Genomic DNA, 17,008 nt, shown 5'->3' with positions numbered 1-17,008 from the left:
TTATAGTCAATAGTTACAACTATAGGTTACTTGTATACTAGTTTTTTTATTTTCATTATTACTGGTTCTAAAGCAGTTATACTATTTGGTTGAGATAACTCACTTATAAATTTCGTGAATTCTTCCCCACTTTTTAGTAATTCTTTTAGAAACAATTGCTCTTCAAATGCGAATTTTTTCTGCTTGTTTCTTATACTGAACAATATTTGATTTTCTGGCTTTGTGTTGATTCTTTCCATTTTCCAAGTCTGATCGTTCATAAAATAACTCGTTTCTCCGCTGCCATTTTCCAAGTATTCTAACGTCATTCGCAGCAAACCAATCCACATTAATTCTACATCATCGCTGTTTTCCTCTGATGTTATATTATGATTATAATATGTGATATGGATGAAGCCGTCTATATAACCATTGTTTCGCACTTGATAGTCATTTGCTATGCTTATTGCTTTCTCTTCTGTAATAGCAATTTTTTCTCTTTGTGAATTAAATATATATGTATGTATATTTATCACACTCTCTCCTCCTTAAATGTTAAAAGAGAATATCCACTTGAATATTCTCTTTTATTTCCTATTTAAAAAGTAGGCAAATTATCTAAGTTATTCTCTTTAATCCCATCTGGTTCACTACGGATAATATCCCTGCCATATTTATGAAAAACATCTACATGCGCTAATTTCCCTGCTTTAGCTTCATCAATGGCAGTAATATAATCTAATTCTCTACCACTGCTCGTTTTAAAAGCAATAATATCATCATCCTCATTTTTACGAACAGCGACAATTTGTTCTATATTGGGATCGATTTCTTCGGCCGCTTCTATTTGAGCTTCGCTACTTGCTTGCTGTAAATAATCATCGTAAATTTTTTGATAGTCTTTTTCATCCATTATAGCCACCTCCAAAACATTAGTATGCTCTGGAGTTTTCGAATTATGTATCTTCTATCTTTCACTATCGTTAAGCAAGTATTTTTCTTTAAAGCTCGGGCTTAACTGACTCCACACATCAAATTTATTTCCATCAAGATCGTAAAAGACAAAATTGTTGCCTGAATGTCCTCTATCCTCAATATCGTCAACCGTAACACCTTTTTCTTTTAAGGAGGAATGAAGTTTCTTTAATTGGTCTATCCCATCAACTTCAAATGTCAGGAAGAAATGCTCATTTCCTGCATCATCTTGAAAGGCTGCTTTTTCTCCTTTTTTCGCTTTAACAAGAAAGAAACTTTGATTGGCAAAGTCTAGAATAGCTTTATCTTTATTTCTGAAATTTTCTCTTGCTCCTAATTTTTCTTGATACCAGTTTGAGGCTAATTCTGGATTTTCAACTGGCAGATAAATTGTTCCCACTCTGTGGATGATTGTATTCATGATTATTCTCCTTTTCGATAGAATAGCTTGCTTTTATATTCGACGAAAAGGAAAATATATCCTCTTCTTTGTATGTGGTTTGGCTGATATTTTGTTGCTTTGGCTGATTTTCCCGCTGGTTTGGCTGATATCTTTTTACTTTGGCTGATTTTCCCGCTGGTTTGACTGATATCTTTTTATTTTGGCTGATTTCCTCGCTGGTTTGGCTGATATTTGGTTACTTTGGCTGATTTTCCCGCTGGTTTGGCTGATATTTTTTTATTTTGGCTGATTCCCCTGCTAGTTTGGCTGATATTTTTTTATTTTGGCTGATTCCCCTGCTAGTTTGGCTGATATTTTTTTATTTTGGCTGATTCCCCTTCTAGTTTGGCTGATAAATTTTTAGTTTGGCTGATTTCTCCGCTGCTTTGAATAATATTTCACTATTCTGCCCCATTGCAACGTAAAAAAAACTTCCCTTTTATTTAAAGGAAAGCACCTAAATGTTAAATCCATTTAGTTATTTTATCGTGGACAAGATTACTAGTTAATACTGTTTCTATTGCTGCGGATAACTCAATTGGAAAATTAATCTTTTCCTTACTATTTACAAACCTGATTCCTTTTATTTTATCCATTTCATTCATCGAAGGTATTCCGCTAACAGACTCTGCAAAATAGAAATAGCCCTTCCATTTAGTATGTCCGAGATAAAAATCTCCTTGGAAAACCTCTGTAAGTTGATGAATATAAAGAGCGATTTCTTCTTGTATTTCTTGTTTTGCACACTCTACAGGTGTCTCTCCTAATTCCTGTTTGCCTCCTGGGAAATTCCAATTGTTTGCTCTATCTTGAATTACTAACATATGATGGTCATGATTTTTTATAAGGGCACGAGAAAATCTCTTTTCCGTATAACCACATCTTTAATAAGATATACAGCCTCAGCATTTTTCAATAGCAATATTAGTGAGGGTTTTACTATGCCTCCATTGATTTATTTCTGACAGTCCATATTTTATAATTCACAACATTCCTCCTTTTATCACCTTGCTTTTATTTTACTAAACCGTCTCTTTTCTTCCATAAGACATCCAAACGAAAAAGACATTAATCTTTTTTAGATCAATGTCCTTTATGTTTAGAATAACCTTCGAAATTTCTTATGGTAAATCCTTGCTTTCGGGCATATTCATTAATGGCTCGAAGTAATTTATTTTTAGCGATAGAAAAAGACCCGTGAATTTCTCTCTTATCATCTATAACATACTCTACATAAACGATGAAATTTAACAGATCCATTTTCCGAATGACAAATTCATTGCATTCATATTCTCCACATCTTATATTGCCATTATAAATAAAATCAATAATGCCGTCATAAAACTCTTGATCTGAAATTTCTACTTCTAAAAATGATTGCAGTATCCCTTCCATCGTATATCATCCCCTTGCAAATTCTCCTCTTTTATATTCTTTGTTCTCTCGTTATACTCCTTCTTCAACATAAGTCATTTAAGTAAATATTGGACAACTTTTGTTTTCCAAACACCATATCCTATCCATGCACCTAACATATTTAAGATAAAATCATCAATATCGAAACTCCCTAATCTTGTAACTACTTGAACTACTTCAATAACTATTAGCAAGGAACTCATCGAAATAGTAAATCTGCTAAACTTGTTTAAATGCTTGAATAAATAAGGTAAGTATATACCCATTGGCATAAACATCATAAAATTACCAAATAGATTTTCAATAGGTATATACATATTCATACTTCCGTCAAACATTGCTAGAATATAGGTAGTTATCGTTTTAAATGGGACAAAATTGGATGAGTTTTTTATATATTCTATCCATGATATATCTGACCAGAAGATCGCTCTTGTGCCTAAGAATAATAAATATACTAGTGCTAATAAATAAAACACGAAACTTATCTTTAGAGCTACTTTTCCTATTTTCTTCATTTTCCCCTCCATTACTTTTCAATGTTTTGTAAGCTGCATACCTTTATTTACTCTCTTTCAATGATTAGACGATCCTCAATCAAGGTAAGTTTTACCTCTACTAATATTTGTTTATCCCAGCATAAAAAAAGGCTTCCCTTTTAACTAAGGAAAGACCTGTTAAATCCTACAAACGTGCCCTTTTAATGGTTTATCTCTTTGAACTTCAAGGGTTATCTGCCTATTCTAGTTCTTCTTGCTTCATATAAAATGCCATTGCTTGGTTAAACCATTGTTGTTCTTCTTCCGTAAAAGGAGATGGTGTCATATTTTCAATTTCTTGAATATCAAGTTCTTCCATATTAGTATCAGCCAGCTTTTGCATCAAATCCTCCCCAAGAAATGCCAAGGATGCTTCTATATAGGTCTTTATCATTTCTTGGACTTCTGGATCCTCTACTGGTTTACCATATAATCGTTTTACTTTTTTAGACATCTGAATATATGTTTTATCTAAAGTGATTTTATCTTCTTCCGATTTCTTTGATAGCTCTTCAACAACATCTGTTAACATATGACGCTCCATCCACTCTTCTTGGATATATTCGGTACGCATGCTATGAATGAGGCTAAATAAAACAGCACTATCTACTTCTCCTTCTTCCTTGACTAGCTTAATTACTCTTTTAATAGATTTTATGGATTGTTCAATTTGTTCTTGTTCTTTTTCTAACACTTGCAATTGGAGAGACAGACTTTCATTCAAATCAGTAGTAAAACTTGATTCATATAACAAATTAGCGATATTATCTAGACTATATCCTAGAAATTTTAGGCTAAGAATTTTCTGTAAGGTTACAATATCCTGATATTTGTAAATTCGGTGACCGGATGATGGATTCTTTTCGGGTCGTAATATACCAATCTCATCATAGTAATGTAAAGTAGGAATTGATACTCCTGTCTTTTCTGAGAATTCCCCAATCGAAAACTTGTTATTTTTGTCCATTAAAATTCCCCCTATTCAAAGTTTAATTTCATTATAACTCCTCAAGTAACTGGAGGTTCAAGGGAGAATTGGAAAAATTCTACCTAATGGTTGGCGATTGCCGAATAAGTTAAAAATTCCCCAACTTATAGACTGGGGATATACTTCTTCTAACAACAAATAACCCCACTTTCTGGATGGCTCTCATCCATCCAATAAGTGGGGTTTTATCATTTATTCTTATCCAGCTTACTCGCCTAAATCCACATTGTGGTATACTTGCTGCACGTCATCTAAATCTTCGATTGCATCAATCATTTTCTCAAATTGCGCCTGTGCCTCTGGATCTAATGTTACATCGTTTTGAGCAAGCATTGTTAACTCGGCTACAGTGAATTCTGTTACACCAGCTTGTTTAAATGCTTCTTGGACAGCGTGGAATTGATCTGGCTCTGCGTATACAATAACAGAATCTTCTTCTTCCATGATATCACGGACATCTACATCTGCTTCCATTAGTAGCTCTAATGCTTCTTCTTCTGTCTTTCCTTCTACACCGATAACAGCTGTTGCATCAAACATATAAGAAACAGATCCACTTACTCCCATGTTTCCGCCATTTTTGCCAAATGCGGCACGAACATCTGAAGCAGTTCTGTTTACGTTATTTGTTAAAGCATCAACGATTACCATCGAACCGTTAGGGCCAAAGCCTTCATAGCGAAGCTCGTCATATGTTTCTTCGGAACCGCCTTTTGCTTTTTCAATCGCACGATCAATAATGTGTTTTGGTACACTATATGTTTTTGCACGCTCTAGTACAACTTTTAATGCTTGGTTAGATTCTGGATCAGGTTCCCCTTGTTTAGCCGCTACATAAATTTCACGTCCGAATTTTGCATAAATCCGACTAGTATTTGCATCTTTTGAAGCTTTTTTGTCTTTAATATTGTTCCATTTACGACCCATTATGAACACTCTCTTTCTGCTTATACATTCAACTTATTTATTATAGATAAAAACACGGTACTTCTTCAACTTTTAGTTACTGTATTTAGGCGCTTATCTATCTGTCATTACTTAAAGCCACTAATATTATACATGAAATGACCATTTTATTCAGCTTTTTGAAAAAAACTTTGTGGCAAACCTTGGACATTTTTAATGGGAATGCAAAAAAACTTGCAACCAAGGTTACAAGTTTTACGATCAATTACTGTTTTTGCACAAATAGCTTTTCTCTTGTTTCTTTCGCTGCCTCTACCATTACTTCAAGTGCACGAATCGTTTCTTCTTCATTTCTAGTCTTCAAGCCGCAATCAGGATTAATCCAGAATAATTGTGGATCCAAAACACCTAAGGAGTTTCCGATTGTTTGCGTTATTTCTTCTTTTGTTGGCACTCTAGGACTATGTATATCATATACACCAAGGCCAATTCCTTTCTCATATGTTTTATTTGCAAATGTTTGAATAAATTCACCGTGACTTCTCGAAGTTTCAATAGAAATGACATCCACATCGAGGGCATCAATAGCATCGATAATGTCTTCAAAATTCGAATAACACATATGGGTATGAATTTGTGTTTCCTTTTCCACAAAAGTGGTAGCAAGTTTAAAAGAATAGACGGCAGTATTTAAATAGCCCTGCCACTTTTCTTTTTTCAATGGCAGCCCTTCACGAAGTGCCGGTTCATCTACTTGGATCATGCGTATATCGTTTTTCTCCAGTTCCTCTACTTCATTCTTAAGGCTGAAGGCAATTTGTTTGGCAACTTCTGCTCGTGAAATATCATCTCTTACAAAAGACCAGTTTAAAATCGTAATGGGCCCTGTCAGCATTCCTTTCACAGGCTTATTCGTCAGGCTTTGGGCATAAACCGTTTCTTTCACCGTCATTGGATTCACATAAGCAACATCTCCATATATAATAGGCGGCTTCACACAGCGGGAACCATAGGATTGAACCCAGCCAAATGTTGTAAACTGAAAACCAGCTAGTTTTTCGCCAAAATATTCAACCATATCGGTTCGTTCGAATTCTCCATGTACCAATACATCTAATCCCAAGTCTTCTTGTATTTCCATCCATTTTTTTATTTCTGCTTGAATAAAAGTCTCGTACTCCTCATTCGTTATTTCTCCTTTTCGCCATCTCAAGCGTTCTTTCCGTACTTCCTTTGTCTGCGGAAAACTTCCGATTGTGGTGGTTGGAAGAATTGGGAGTTTAAAAGCTTCTTGTTGTGCTTGCTGTCTGATTTTTGCATTTTCACTTCTTTCCACTTTATCAGGAAGCCATTTTAATTCTTCTTGAAGGTGTTGATTATTTCTTGCTGAGGAGGCATTCAATTGACCGATTGCTTCTACGCTTTTATTGATTTCTGCTTGAATGACTGCTTTTCCATTTCTAATTCCTTTTGTTAATGCATTTAATTCTTGCAGTTTTTCATCTGCAAAAGAAAGTGCCTCTTTTAAAATGGGAGCAATTTGCTCTTCCTTCACTGTTACCGGTACATGAAGTAAGCTTGATGACGGCTGAATAATTAACTTATCACTTCCGACCGCTTTCTGTATCTCTGTAAGCAGATTCCATTTTTCCTCTAAATTAGCTCTCCATACATTTCTACCATCAATAATGCCTGCCGCTAGGATTTTATCTTGGGGAAATCCGTATTGCTGGATAGATGCTAAATTCTCTCCATCATCATGAACGAAATCTAAACCGATTCCCGCAACAGGCAACGAAACAATTGTTTTATAATCTGTTACAGAATCAAAATAGGTTTGTAGAATTATTTTTAAGTTTGGAGCCGCTTCTCGCAATGTTTGATATATTTGCTGCGTAATCTCCCATTCTCTTGCTGTGACATCTGTTACTAAATATGGTTCATCAATTTGAAGCCATTGTACCCCTTCTGCTTCTAGCTCTTTTAAAACCTGCGCATATAAAGGAAGATAGGATGCCACTGTTTCTGCAAGCTTATCTTCTTCATAGCCTTTTGCTAATTTCACAAAGGTCAGCGGTCCTAATAATACTGGTTTCCCTTCGATTCCTAATGCTTCTTTTGCTTCCCGATAAAAAAACAGCGGGCGATTCTCCGTTAATGTTGGTGTTCTCTCCCCAAGCTCTGGCACGATATAGTGATAATTTGTGTTAAACCATTTTTTCATGGCTGCTGCTACAGCAGTCGGATTTCCGCGAGCTATCTGAAAATAAGTTTGTAACGGGACCCTGCCCCCATCATAAGCAAATCTAGCTGGCACTTGCCCAAACATTGCAGCTGTATCTAATACATGGTCATAGAAACTAAAATCACCAACTGGAATCAAGTCAATTCCTTGAAGCTTTTGCTTTTGTAAGTTTTTCAATCGAAGGTTTTTCGTTTCTTGTAAAAGCTCTTCTTCGGAACACTCTCCCTTCCAATAACGTTCCAATGCTTTTTTCCATTCTCGCTTTTCTCCAATTCTCGGATAGCCTAAATTAGAACTTTTGTACATTTCTTCTCCCCATTTCTTATTTTTTCTCAGCCAAAAGTTAGTAAAAAAAGAGTCTGACATCCACATTCTCTTTACAGAAGCTTCCTACTTTCTTGCTTCTTGGATAAACAGTGGAGTCAGACTCTTATGAGATTTTCTCTCATTTTAGTCCAGCACTAACTAGAGTTGAGATACGCTTTATCCCAACACATGGTCTCCCTCCTCTATATCCACGTAGAGTAGCTTACTTACAAAATAGGCAGGTCTCCTGACTTAGAATCATCACTCTTTCTCCCCTTCCCATCTAAAAAAGACAGTGGATATTGAGAAATTGCTCCTCCTTACAGTGGCGGGACCGTGCCGGATTCTAACCGGTCTTCCCTTTTAAGCTATGAATACTTCATTCACAGCACCTATTTGCGCTATTCAATTGTCCTGTGTAAAAATAAAAAACCTCCCTTTAAAAAAAAGAGAGGTTTCACCTTGTATCCTTATCCCCCTCTTATCTTTCAAAGCATAATAGCTTTGCTGGAATTAGCACCTTTTCTTTAAAAAGAATGGTTGCTGAGGCTTCGACGGGCCAGTCCCTCCACCTCTCTATATAAGAGTTTTTATTCGATTTTGAATTAACAAAATATTAGCACGATAATTTCTTGTTGTCAATTCTTGTTTTATAGACGTTGAAAGTTTTTTTACTTATTTTGGATACGTAAAATTTTTATTCTCTAATATTTCATTTCCTTCTTTTACCTCTTATTTTTCTTGTTCCCTTCCTTGTTTACGAACGTTTGTTCTGATATGATGAAACCATTAAGGAGATGATGAATACGCAATCGAGGCTCGATTAAATGGACATCGCTGCTGCCGGAGCATGTTTCAAAGTATAAAAGAGATTTTAGAGTAACCGGAAAAAATAACAATTCTCATTTTAGAAAAAGATAAAATGCAGAAATGGAGCTACTCTTACTAGAAGGACTCGAAAATAAGCTTTTGCTTCACTACGATATTTTTAACAATGGAACGATTGATCGTTTAAATGGCAAAACCACCTAAAACAAGAGTTTCGTATTCAAGGATAAGAATAATCATATGCACTCTATTCCTTTTCACAGCTTAGTAAACATACAAAATGATTAAAAAAAGGAGCATTACCGTGTTTGATTATGACCAATTGCCCAATAGAGCGATTCTTTGCGTCGATATGAAAAGTTTTTATGCGAGTATTATAGCGGTCACTAAAGGTTTAGACCCTCTAACCTGTCATCTAGTTGTTGTCGGCAATACCGATCAAAAGGGCAGTGTCGTACTTGCGGCATCTCCTGCTATGAAGAAGGATTTTAAGATAAAGACTGGCTCCCGCCTTTTTGAAATACCAGATGATCCAAGAATTCTCGTAAGTAATCCCAAAATGGAACTATTTATTCGGGTGTCAACGGAAATAACGAAATTATTTTTTCGTTATGTCCCTGTTACTGCTGTCCATACCTATTCTGTCGATGAAAGCTTTCTGGATGTCAGTGGAATGGAAAAAAGCTTGGGCACACCTTTCCAAATAGCACAAAAAATAAAAGCCGATATTATGCGTGAGTTTGGGCTGCCTTCAACGATCGGCATCGGCCCAAATATGCTTATGGCAAAGCTTTGTCTCGATTTAGAAGCCAAAAAGGCAGAAGGTGGTATAAGCAGATGGACTTATGAAGACATTCCAGATAAATTATGGCCTATCTCCCCTTTACGCGATATGTGGGGGATTGGGAAGCGAACGGAAAAGACATTAAATAATATGGGAATATTCTCTGTTGGTCAACTTGCACACTATGATTTAGGCTTACTAGAGAAAAAATTGGGAATTATGGGCAATCAACTTTACCATCATGCTTGGGGCATTGATTTATCGGAAATTGGCGCACCTATTATGCAGGGACAAATCAGCTATGGGAAAAGTCAAATTTTATTACGGGATTATAAAGAGATTGATGAAATCAAATCGGTTCTTCTTGAAATGTGCGAAGATGTTGCCAAAAGAGCACGAAGTAATCACCATGCAGGACGCACGGTTACATTAGGCATTTCTTACAGCAAAGATGAATTTGGCGGCGGTTTCCAGCGCTCACGAACAATCGAAAATCCGACTAATGTAACCATGATTATTTATCAAGTTTGTCTTGAATTGTTTCATGAAAATCACCGAGGACAAACCGTTAGACAAATTTCTGTTTCTATTACAAAATTAGAGAATGATGATGAAATGCAATTAGATTTATTTGATACAGGCGGCTGGAAAAAAAGAAAGCTTGGATATGTTGTCGATACTATTCGAAATCGCTATGGATCAACTGCCCTCTTACGTGCTGTTTCCTACACTTCTGGCGGTACAGCCTTGCAGCGCGCACAGCTGCTTGGCGGTCATAAAAAATAAAAAAAAATGAGGTGCATCAAATGTTAAAGCAAATTCGCTTAAAAAAAGAAAATATCCCATCAAAAAGTGGCTATCCTTTTACCATCCCTGCTATTAGCCATTTCAGCTCCCTTGATTTTCAAAATAAAGTGACTTTTTTTGTAGGGGAAAATGGTTCTGGAAAGTCGACCTTGCTTGAGGCAATTGCCTATCAATGTCAATTTAACACAGCAGGCGGCGGAAGAAATAACAGTTATGATATTCATGCTTCTCAATCGGATTTAGGAGAATATCTGCAGCTATCTTGGTCTCCGACTAAGCTCACCAATGGATTCTTTCTGCGGGCTGAATCCTTTTATCAATTTGCCACCCATATTGATCAACTAGAAAGTGAAAAAAAGTATGTGAGCTATGGTGGAAAGTCCTTATTGCAGCAATCTCATGGCGAATCCTTCTTATCCCTCTTTCTCCATCGTTTTAGAGGGGAAGCCATTTACTTGCTGGATGAGCCCGAGGCTGCGCTATCCCCGCAGCGGCAATTAAGCTTTCTCCGCATCCTCCATGATTTAGCTGAAACGGAAGAATGCCAATTTATTATTGCCACCCATTCTCCAATTCTATTAGGGTATCCAAGTGCAACAATTCTAAGCTTCGACGGGGACCAAATCGAAGAAATAGCATACGAGGATACAGAACATTATCAGATTACTAAATACTTTTTGCAATATCGGGAGAAAATGTTAAAAGATATATTTACAGAAGAAGAAATGTAAAAAAACATATATAGGATAATCTAATCAAAGTAAGTAAATAGTATAACTATCTAATTACTTCCAGGAGGATGTTATGCTTGGATTATTACTCTCTGTCTTTTTATTTAACTTGATTGCTTATAAAACAAATAAAAAGTTAACAGTAAATCAAATCTTACATATATGGATCTTCACGATTGCATTTCAGCAGCTATTTGACTTATATATTGATATTGGATATCATGCCTACTGGTACTTCAGCAAAACCGAAGTAGATTGGGAATCCATCATTCATATTCTATTTTTAGTACCGCCTGTAAATATTATTTTCTTAAACCTTTATCCGATGAAAAAGCGGATTCAAAATAAAATTTTGTTTATTTTCCTATGGAATTTTATCATTGTAGGATACGAGTGGCTTACTTTACTCCCTTCTCCATGGGGATTCTTTCATTATGGCTGGTGGAAACTCGCCTACTCCTTTCTTATTAATCCGTTCTTATTATTTATTTTAATTAAATATTATAAGCTAATAAATAAGCTCGAGAAGAAATCCTTTTTGGCGTAATTATAAAGAAAGCGCGTCCTGGTTGGGTTGCTACTCGGCTTTTTGTTGGGGTTTTATTTGGTTTGGCTGATATATCCTGCAGGTTGGCTGATTTCCTCTCCGCTTTGGCTGATATATCCTGCAGGTTGGCTGATTTCCTCTCCGCTTTGGCTGATATATCCTGCAGGTTGGCTGATTTCCCCTCCGCTTTGGCTGATATCCTGCAGGTTGGCTGATTTCCTCTCCACTTTGGCTGATATACCCTGCAGGTTGGCTGATTTCCTCTCCACTTTGGCTGATATTTCTGCAGGTTGGCTGATTTCCCCTCTACTTTGGCTGATATACCCTGCAGGTTGGCTGATTTCCCCTCCACTTTGGCTGATATATCCTGCAGGTTGGCTGATATAGCGGCAATTCATCCCGTTCCCTGCCGCTTTTGGCGGTATACCAAAAAATCCATCTCTTTTTTCCTGCCACATTCATGAATATAATCGAATATATATCTGAAATTAGTATTGACGCTCGTCTATATTTCCTTATTTGACAATAAATAGGTCTATAAACTCATTTTTTTTACAAAAATATTAAAAAATCATGACTTTATACCTTGAATTAACAGAGGAACATGGTAGAATTAAATTTGGGCAAATTTTACGAAAGTAAAAGACGCAAAGCCACGGGCCTAAAGCAAAAATGCTATGGTAGCCGGGTTGCCAAGATTATCGTATATCTTGTTAATAAATCTTCCTGTCTAATTTGCCTTATAAAATTAGAAAAGAGGAATGTTAATGTTTTACCCAACTGTAGTAACGGATGAAAAGCCTTGTCTTAGACATGTTGTAAAGGACAAAAATTATTGTATGTGTGGATCAAAGTATAAATCATACTCCACCTTTAAAAAATCAGACTTTAAACGAATTGAATTTAAACAGTTAACTGATATCACCTGTCCTTACTGCCAATCCATCATTAATTAATGATGGATTTTTTATTGTCTACTGTTCCTTTCCATTCCCTTTGCCAAATCAGACTTTATTCTCCACATTTCCCGACTCTACTGAGAATAAAATTATTAAATAGACGAAAACTAAAAATGATTCATATTTAGGAAAATTTCAAAATGGGGATGGAATCCAATGTCGATTGTTATTTTAAGAATTTGTATGGTTCTGATTAGTTGGGGAAGCTTGTTTTTTCTTCCTAAATCAGCAGTTAAAAAATTTCTTCCGGTTACTTTTTTCTCTGCTTCTATCCTTTTAGTTGAAACGCTCTTATCACTTATCTTTAAATGGTGGGAGGTAAAAGGCGGATTAAAATCATTGGTCGCAGACGCATTAGGGTTTATATTCGGACCTTTCGCCGCCATTAATATTGGGATATTTCATTTCACATATAAAAGATTCCTTGTGTACACACTAGTAAACTTAATCATGGATCTTATTTTTGCGTTTCCACTAAATTCCTTTTTTCAAAAAGCAGGCTTTTATAAATTAAAAAAATTCACATCCATTCATTTATTCTTAATTGCATATGGCCTCTCTTTTCTTAATTACTGGTTTCAAAAATTTATCATCTCCGATAAAAAGATAAGGACTGCTTCTTAACGAGCAGTCCTTATCTTTTTAGTTATTATTTTCCCATTCGGCAATTTTTTTACGGACAATCGGGGCAACTTCTGTTCCAAGCAATTCGATTGAACGCATCACTTGGTCGTGTGGCATGCTGCCAACAGGAACATGAAGCATAAAACGTGTGATTCCTACATTTTTGCGCAGAGCAATAATTTTATCTGCGACTGTACGCGGATCTCCGACATATAAAGCACCAGTTTCACTACGAGCTGCATCAAAAGTTTCTCGCGTATATGGTTCCCATCCTCTTTCTTTTCCAAGCACATTCATTGCATATTGAGTGGATGGGAAGAATGCATCTGCTGCAAGCAGTGTATCTTCTCCTACAAATCCATGAGAATGAGACGCGACTGTTAACTTTTTCGGATCATGACCGGCATGCTCCACTGCACGGTAATACAGGTCGACAAGCGGGGCAAAGTTTGCTGGGTTCCCTCCGATTATTGCTAACACTAGTGGCAATCCAAGAATCCCAGCACGTACAACAGACTCACTATTTCCTCCACTTCCAATCCATATTGGCAGTGGATCTTGTACTGGCCGTGGATAAACACCACGATTCTGAATAGCTGCGCGATGCTTTCCACTCCAGGTTACTTTCTCGGATGCTTGCAATTTTAAAAGCAAATCTAATTTTTCATCAAATAATTCATTATAATCATTTAAATCATAGCCAAAGAGCGGAAATGATTCAATGAAAGAACCACGGCCGGCCATAATTTCGGCACGTCCATTTGATAGCCCGTCCAATGTTGCAAAATCTTGAAACACGCGAACCGGATCATCAGAAGAAAGAACCGTCACCGCACTTGTTAACCGAATCTTACTTGTCTGTGTGGCAGCTGCTGCTAAAATAAGCGCAGGTGCGGACGCGGCATAATCTTTTCGATGATGTTCTCCTACGCCAAAAACATCTAATCCAACTTTATCTGCTAAAATAATTTCCTCCACTACTTGGCGAATTCGCTCTGCATGACTTACTACCTTCCCTGTATGCGGGTCTGGAGTTGTCTCTACAAATGTACTTATTCCTATCTCCACTATATATATATCCTCCTTAATAATGACAAAAATCATCCCTTCTTCTCTATTAAAACAGGAGATGTCTCGAATTACAACTATTGTGTTAGCGAAGAAAAAAGTAATGAACTTCTGACTCACTTCCCTTACAATGAAAGAATATACATAATCTAACCGCGGAGGGATACATATGTTTGAACATACAATTGACGAAAATTTAGCACTACGAGTGTTCCGTTTAGACGATGCCGAAGAATTTTTTCAATTAACAATGAAAAATAAAGCTTATTTAAAGAAATGGCTCGGCTGGCTTGATTATACGCGAACAGTGGAAGACACAAAAGAAAATATTCGGCAAAGACTTCAAGGAATGCTGGAAACTGGTGGCTATCCAAAATCCACCGCCATTCTCTATAAAGGAAAAATTGCTGGAACCATCGGCTTCAATGAGATTAACCGTACGAGTAAGATTGGCGAAATTGGCTATTGGTTAGGAGAAGAATATCAGGGAAAGGGAATTATGACAAAAGCATGCCAAGCGATCATCCATTATGGCTTCACTGAATTAAAGCTTAATCGTATTCAAATTGCAGCAGCAAGCGAAAACAAAAAAAGCAGAGCACTTCCAGAAAGACTTGGATTTACAGAAGAAGGCATTATCAGACAAGCAGAATGGCTTTATGACCATTATGTTGACCATGTTATCTATGGTTTGCTGCGTGAAGAATGGGAAAACTCAAAATAAAGGACGGGATACCATGTTTTATAAATTAACTAGAGAACAGCAAAATGCGATGATTGCAGACATTCAATACTTCTTTTCTCAAGAGCGAGAAGAAGAAATCTCGGAATTTGCTGCCGAACGGTTGTTAGACTTTGTGAAAGAGTCTCTTGCTCCCCATTTTTATAATGCTGGAGTAAAAGATGCAAGAAAAATCGTAGAAGAAAGAGCCAGCTCTCTTGAAGACGAATTATTGACACTTGAAAGACCTATTAAATAAAAAGGAAAAGGGTTGGCTCACTGCCTTCCCCTTCTTTTCTTTCTTTTTCAAAAACTACCTCCATTGTTAAAGACTACTCCACCGTTTCTTGCATATTCATGAACAAATTGGTTGATAATCCATTTGGAGTATTCCACTCAATCCTTTAACGGGAATGGAAACAAATTGATAGGCAAACATATAATCAGCTCCTCCACGTTTTTTAGCGAATCACCGAAAACCCCCTTCTCTCTTCGATCTCCCTCGCTTTATACGTATTCACCTCATCAGTGGTTTTCTATACGCTACGATTTTTTTCCCTAACTTCACATATATATCATCATTATGCGCATATTATAAAACGAACAAATGTTCTCAAAAAAGTATTGAAAAGAACGTCTGTTCGTTTTATTATAATAATATAAGGAGTGTGTTTGCATGATTAAAGACCGTGGAACAAAAAAATGGGTAGCAATGATGCTGCCAGAACATGTTGCTGCTGTGAAAGAAGAGCTATTAAATGAGAAAAAAATAAAAAAACCAGAATTGGATCAAGAAAAATTAAATGATATCGATTTGCTTATTCACGAGGGAATGGAATACCATTTATTCCTGCAATTTTCATTATTTAAAAATGGATTTATCGAAACACTCATTGGCAGAACTGTTTTTATTGACTACTTAAAAAAAGAACTTCGGATAGAGGACGAAACCAATGTTATTCACTACATTCCATTCCATCTATTAATCGATGTGGAACGCCTATAATTTAAAGGAAATCACCATGAATAGACTATCAAAGGAAGACATAAAAATACTGGAACATCTCATATATTTGCCTCTCTTACTAACTGTTTTAGAAAGAGATTACCAGCAAGCAAAAACAACTCCCTTTAAACTTAATCAAGTCTATCTAAACTTAATCGAACATACGATGAAAAAAGTCCAAGATGATTTAAAAGGCTTCAGAGAAAAAATGTATAGAAAGAAAATAAAACTACTAAAAGGCAATATGGATAAAAACTTTACCGAGTATCATTACTATGTAGCCAACTATCACGAAGTTCACCGATTTGCTAATACAGAATTAAAAGCAAATACAGAAAAGCTATTATCTTACTATTTATTTAAGGAAAATGCCGTTTTTTAAGTTGCCTTAAATAAAATCCTGAGATTAATGGTCATGAACAATGGACTCCATTTATCTCAGGAATCAATTTTTTAGCCTACTTAAATATACTAACAATCAAATCCCTTATAACTGGGATATCTGCTTCCTGCTTTACTCTAAATAAATGATCCGCTTCCCCTTCTGCTGGATCTCCCCCTGTTTGTTTATGCTGACGCTCAAGAACCTCTTCGTAAGTAGCCGCTGTTCTTAAACGTAATTTATCCCGCTTACTTTTAACTATTCTCTCCTTTAGCAGCTCTATCGGCAGATCAAAATGGACAAGAATCGTCGTGAAACCAAGTGTTTTATAATATGGAAGCAGTTCTGCCCGACTTTCACGATCGCGATTGCTATTACTCAAAATAAGATGGCAGTCAGAGTGATGGACGGCATAATCAACAATTGTTTTTGTGAGAGCATGCTTAATAAGATTAGGCCCCTTCTTTGGCAAAAGCTTTTCATAATAGGTCTGCAAAAATTCTGCATGATTATCTTGATCAATGACAATCGCGTTTTCAAGTCTGCTTTTTAACGTTTGCGCAAAAGTGGACTTTCCGCTATGTGTCATGCCCACTGTCATGACGACTAATCTGTTCATGTTTTCCCCTCCATTAGCTAATGCTTCCTTCACTCTAACAAAAATCATCATTTTTTCCTATCAAAAAATTCCCAACTCTCCCTAGTTCAGAATAGATTCAGCTACTTTTGGAATCATAAAAGCGATATGCAGATTA

21 protein-coding genes and 3 riboswitches are annotated in these 17,008 nt (G+C 36.2%); of the genes, 9 read left to right on the top strand and 12 right to left on the bottom strand.

Features of this window, described 5'->3' with window-relative positions; translation table 11 throughout:
- Positions 1-26 precede the first annotated feature (26 nt).
- The 9 genes from MHH96_RS15985 to metE all read right to left on the bottom strand — a co-directional run bounded on the left by MHH96_RS15985 (position 27) and on the right by metE (position 7,796).
- The gene (locus MHH96_RS15985; RefSeq protein WP_144545923.1) at positions 27-515 is read right to left on the bottom strand and encodes a hypothetical protein; all 489 of its coding nucleotides are present in this window, start codon (positions 513-515) and stop codon (positions 27-29) included.
- 62 nt (positions 516-577) lie between these two features.
- The gene (locus MHH96_RS15980; protein ID WP_144545925.1) at positions 578-892 is read right to left on the bottom strand and encodes a DUF3892 domain-containing protein; all 315 of its coding nucleotides are present in this window, start codon (positions 890-892) and stop codon (positions 578-580) included.
- Positions 893-946: 54 nt separating this feature from the next.
- Positions 947-1,375 carry a VOC family protein gene (locus tag MHH96_RS15975; protein WP_095257470.1) on the bottom strand — a complete coding sequence of 143 codons (429 nt, stop codon included), beginning with the start codon at positions 1,373-1,375 and terminating at the stop codon, positions 947-949.
- Between the two features lie 485 nt (positions 1,376-1,860).
- Positions 1,861-2,241: an NUDIX hydrolase gene (locus MHH96_RS15970; RefSeq protein WP_269083441.1), complete on the bottom strand. Its 381-nt coding sequence runs from the start codon at positions 2,239-2,241 to the stop codon at positions 1,861-1,863.
- Positions 2,242-2,479: 238 nt separating this feature from the next.
- Positions 2,480-2,791, bottom strand: a complete 312-nt coding sequence (locus MHH96_RS15965) for a hypothetical protein (protein ID WP_095319991.1) — start codon at positions 2,789-2,791, stop codon at positions 2,480-2,482.
- Positions 2,792-2,865: 74 nt separating this feature from the next.
- A complete protein-coding gene (locus MHH96_RS15960) occupies positions 2,866-3,330 on the bottom strand; it encodes a VanZ family protein (protein ID WP_047940164.1) in 465 nt (154 codons plus the stop codon).
- 220 nt (positions 3,331-3,550) lie between these two features.
- Positions 3,551-4,318 carry a MerR family transcriptional regulator gene (locus MHH96_RS15955; RefSeq protein ID WP_047940163.1) on the bottom strand — a complete coding sequence of 256 codons (768 nt, stop codon included), beginning with the start codon at positions 4,316-4,318 and terminating at the stop codon, positions 3,551-3,553.
- Between the two features lie 228 nt (positions 4,319-4,546).
- Positions 4,547-5,266: a YebC/PmpR family DNA-binding transcriptional regulator gene (locus tag MHH96_RS15950; protein ID WP_047940162.1), complete on the bottom strand. Its 720-nt coding sequence runs from the start codon at positions 5,264-5,266 to the stop codon at positions 4,547-4,549.
- A 244-nt stretch (positions 5,267-5,510) separates the two neighbouring features.
- On the bottom strand, positions 5,511-7,796 hold the full coding sequence (gene metE, locus MHH96_RS15945) for a 5-methyltetrahydropteroyltriglutamate--homocysteine S-methyltransferase (RefSeq protein ID WP_047940284.1): 2,286 nt from the start codon (positions 7,794-7,796) through the stop codon (positions 5,511-5,513).
- Between the two features lie 220 nt (positions 7,797-8,016).
- Positions 8,017-8,207, bottom strand: a riboswitch (cobalamin riboswitch).
- 67 nt (positions 8,208-8,274) lie between these two features.
- Positions 8,275-8,383, bottom strand: a riboswitch (SAM riboswitch).
- Positions 8,384-8,976: 593 nt separating this feature from the next.
- On the opposite strand from metE, the gene MHH96_RS15940 reads away from it, so the two are divergent.
- From MHH96_RS15940 to MHH96_RS15930, 3 genes are all read left to right on the top strand, one after another.
- Complete coding sequence (locus MHH96_RS15940) at positions 8,977-10,194, top strand: Y-family DNA polymerase (protein WP_369988621.1); 1,218 nt, start codon at positions 8,977-8,979, stop codon at positions 10,192-10,194.
- 20 nt (positions 10,195-10,214) lie between these two features.
- Positions 10,215-10,946 (top strand): AAA family ATPase, encoded by a 732-nt coding sequence (locus MHH96_RS15935; RefSeq protein ID WP_061800981.1) that lies wholly within the window; start codon positions 10,215-10,217, stop codon positions 10,944-10,946.
- A 73-nt stretch (positions 10,947-11,019) separates the two neighbouring features.
- Positions 11,020-11,493, top strand: a complete 474-nt coding sequence (locus tag MHH96_RS15930) for a hypothetical protein (protein ID WP_061800982.1) — start codon at positions 11,020-11,022, stop codon at positions 11,491-11,493.
- 53 nt (positions 11,494-11,546) lie between these two features.
- Here MHH96_RS15930 and MHH96_RS15925 read toward each other — a convergent pair whose 3' ends face one another.
- Entirely contained in the window at positions 11,547-11,891 is a 345-nt protein-coding gene (locus tag MHH96_RS15925; protein WP_144546242.1) for a hypothetical protein, read from the bottom strand.
- A gap of 214 nt (positions 11,892-12,105) precedes the next feature.
- Positions 12,106-12,190: riboswitch (cyclic di-GMP riboswitch) on the top strand.
- Between the two features lie 70 nt (positions 12,191-12,260).
- Between MHH96_RS15925 and MHH96_RS15920 the strand changes: the two genes are divergently transcribed.
- Complete coding sequence (locus MHH96_RS15920; protein ID WP_141231309.1) at positions 12,261-12,449, top strand: hypothetical protein; 189 nt, start codon at positions 12,261-12,263, stop codon at positions 12,447-12,449.
- A 159-nt stretch (positions 12,450-12,608) separates the two neighbouring features.
- A complete protein-coding gene (locus MHH96_RS15915) occupies positions 12,609-13,076 on the top strand; it encodes a hypothetical protein (protein ID WP_047940157.1) in 468 nt (155 codons plus the stop codon).
- Positions 13,077-13,094: 18 nt separating this feature from the next.
- Here the strand turns inward: MHH96_RS15915 and MHH96_RS15910 are convergent, their stop codons facing one another.
- Positions 13,095-14,144 carry an LLM class flavin-dependent oxidoreductase gene (locus tag MHH96_RS15910; RefSeq protein ID WP_061800983.1) on the bottom strand — a complete coding sequence of 350 codons (1,050 nt, stop codon included), beginning with the start codon at positions 14,142-14,144 and terminating at the stop codon, positions 13,095-13,097.
- Positions 14,145-14,313: 169 nt separating this feature from the next.
- Between MHH96_RS15910 and MHH96_RS15905 the strand changes: the two genes are divergently transcribed.
- From MHH96_RS15905 to MHH96_RS15890, 4 genes are all read left to right on the top strand, one after another.
- Entirely contained in the window at positions 14,314-14,868 is a 555-nt protein-coding gene (locus tag MHH96_RS15905) for a GNAT family N-acetyltransferase (protein WP_047940155.1), read from the top strand.
- Positions 14,869-14,881: 13 nt separating this feature from the next.
- Positions 14,882-15,124 carry a DUF2164 domain-containing protein gene (locus tag MHH96_RS15900; protein ID WP_047940154.1) on the top strand — a complete coding sequence of 81 codons (243 nt, stop codon included), beginning with the start codon at positions 14,882-14,884 and terminating at the stop codon, positions 15,122-15,124.
- A 417-nt stretch (positions 15,125-15,541) separates the two neighbouring features.
- Complete coding sequence (locus MHH96_RS15895) at positions 15,542-15,871, top strand: YolD-like family protein (RefSeq protein ID WP_047940153.1); 330 nt, start codon at positions 15,542-15,544, stop codon at positions 15,869-15,871.
- A 16-nt stretch (positions 15,872-15,887) separates the two neighbouring features.
- Positions 15,888-16,253, top strand: coding sequence for a hypothetical protein (locus MHH96_RS15890; RefSeq protein ID WP_095321351.1), 366 nt, complete (start codon positions 15,888-15,890; stop codon positions 16,251-16,253).
- Positions 16,254-16,329: 76 nt separating this feature from the next.
- Here MHH96_RS15890 and MHH96_RS15885 read toward each other — a convergent pair whose 3' ends face one another.
- Complete coding sequence (locus MHH96_RS15885; RefSeq protein ID WP_095321356.1) at positions 16,330-16,872, bottom strand: ATP-binding protein; 543 nt, start codon at positions 16,870-16,872, stop codon at positions 16,330-16,332.
- Between the last annotated feature and the right edge of the window lie 136 nt (positions 16,873-17,008).

The sequence above is a fragment of the Niallia sp. FSL K6-0212 genome (assembly GCF_038007605.1).
Taxonomy (GTDB): Bacteria; Bacillota; Bacilli; order Bacillales; family Cytobacillaceae; genus Niallia; species Niallia circulans.
The sequence above is the reverse complement of the archived record's forward strand: the minus strand, read 5'-3'. Positions and strand labels throughout refer to the sequence as shown.

Coding starts and splice junctions, on each gene's coding strand:
- MHH96_RS15980 (WP_144545925.1), bottom strand. CDS start 892: ATGGATGAAAAAGACTATCAAAAAATTTACGATGATTATTTACAGCAA.
- MHH96_RS15975 (WP_095257470.1), bottom strand. CDS start 1,375: ATGAATACAATCATCCACAGAGTGGGAACAATTTATCTGCCAGTTGAA.
- MHH96_RS15965 (WP_095319991.1), bottom strand. CDS start 2,791: ATGGAAGGGATACTGCAATCATTTTTAGAAGTAGAAATTTCAGATCAA.
- MHH96_RS15960 (WP_047940164.1), bottom strand. CDS start 3,330: ATGAAGAAAATAGGAAAAGTAGCTCTAAAGATAAGTTTCGTGTTTTAT.
- MHH96_RS15955 (WP_047940163.1), bottom strand. CDS start 4,318: ATGGACAAAAATAACAAGTTTTCGATTGGGGAATTCTCAGAAAAGACA.
- MHH96_RS15950 (WP_047940162.1), bottom strand. CDS start 5,266: ATGGGTCGTAAATGGAACAATATTAAAGACAAAAAAGCTTCAAAAGAT.
- metE (WP_047940284.1), bottom strand. CDS start 7,796: ATGTACAAAAGTTCTAATTTAGGCTATCCGAGAATTGGAGAAAAGCGA.
- MHH96_RS15940 (WP_369988621.1), top strand. CDS start 8,977: ATGAAAAGTTTTTATGCGAGTATTATAGCGGTCACTAAAGGTTTAGAC.
- MHH96_RS15935 (WP_061800981.1), top strand. CDS start 10,215: ATGTTAAAGCAAATTCGCTTAAAAAAAGAAAATATCCCATCAAAAAGT.
- MHH96_RS15930 (WP_061800982.1), top strand. CDS start 11,020: ATGCTTGGATTATTACTCTCTGTCTTTTTATTTAACTTGATTGCTTAT.
- MHH96_RS15925 (WP_144546242.1), bottom strand. CDS start 11,891: ATGAATTGCCGCTATATCAGCCAACCTGCAGGATATATCAGCCAAAGT.
- MHH96_RS15920 (WP_141231309.1), top strand. CDS start 12,261: ATGTTTTACCCAACTGTAGTAACGGATGAAAAGCCTTGTCTTAGACAT.
- MHH96_RS15915 (WP_047940157.1), top strand. CDS start 12,609: ATGTCGATTGTTATTTTAAGAATTTGTATGGTTCTGATTAGTTGGGGA.
- MHH96_RS15905 (WP_047940155.1), top strand. CDS start 14,314: ATGTTTGAACATACAATTGACGAAAATTTAGCACTACGAGTGTTCCGT.
- MHH96_RS15900 (WP_047940154.1), top strand. CDS start 14,882: ATGTTTTATAAATTAACTAGAGAACAGCAAAATGCGATGATTGCAGAC.
- MHH96_RS15895 (WP_047940153.1), top strand. CDS start 15,542: ATGATTAAAGACCGTGGAACAAAAAAATGGGTAGCAATGATGCTGCCA.
- MHH96_RS15890 (WP_095321351.1), top strand. CDS start 15,888: ATGAATAGACTATCAAAGGAAGACATAAAAATACTGGAACATCTCATA.
- MHH96_RS15885 (WP_095321356.1), bottom strand. CDS start 16,872: ATGAACAGATTAGTCGTCATGACAGTGGGCATGACACATAGCGGAAAG.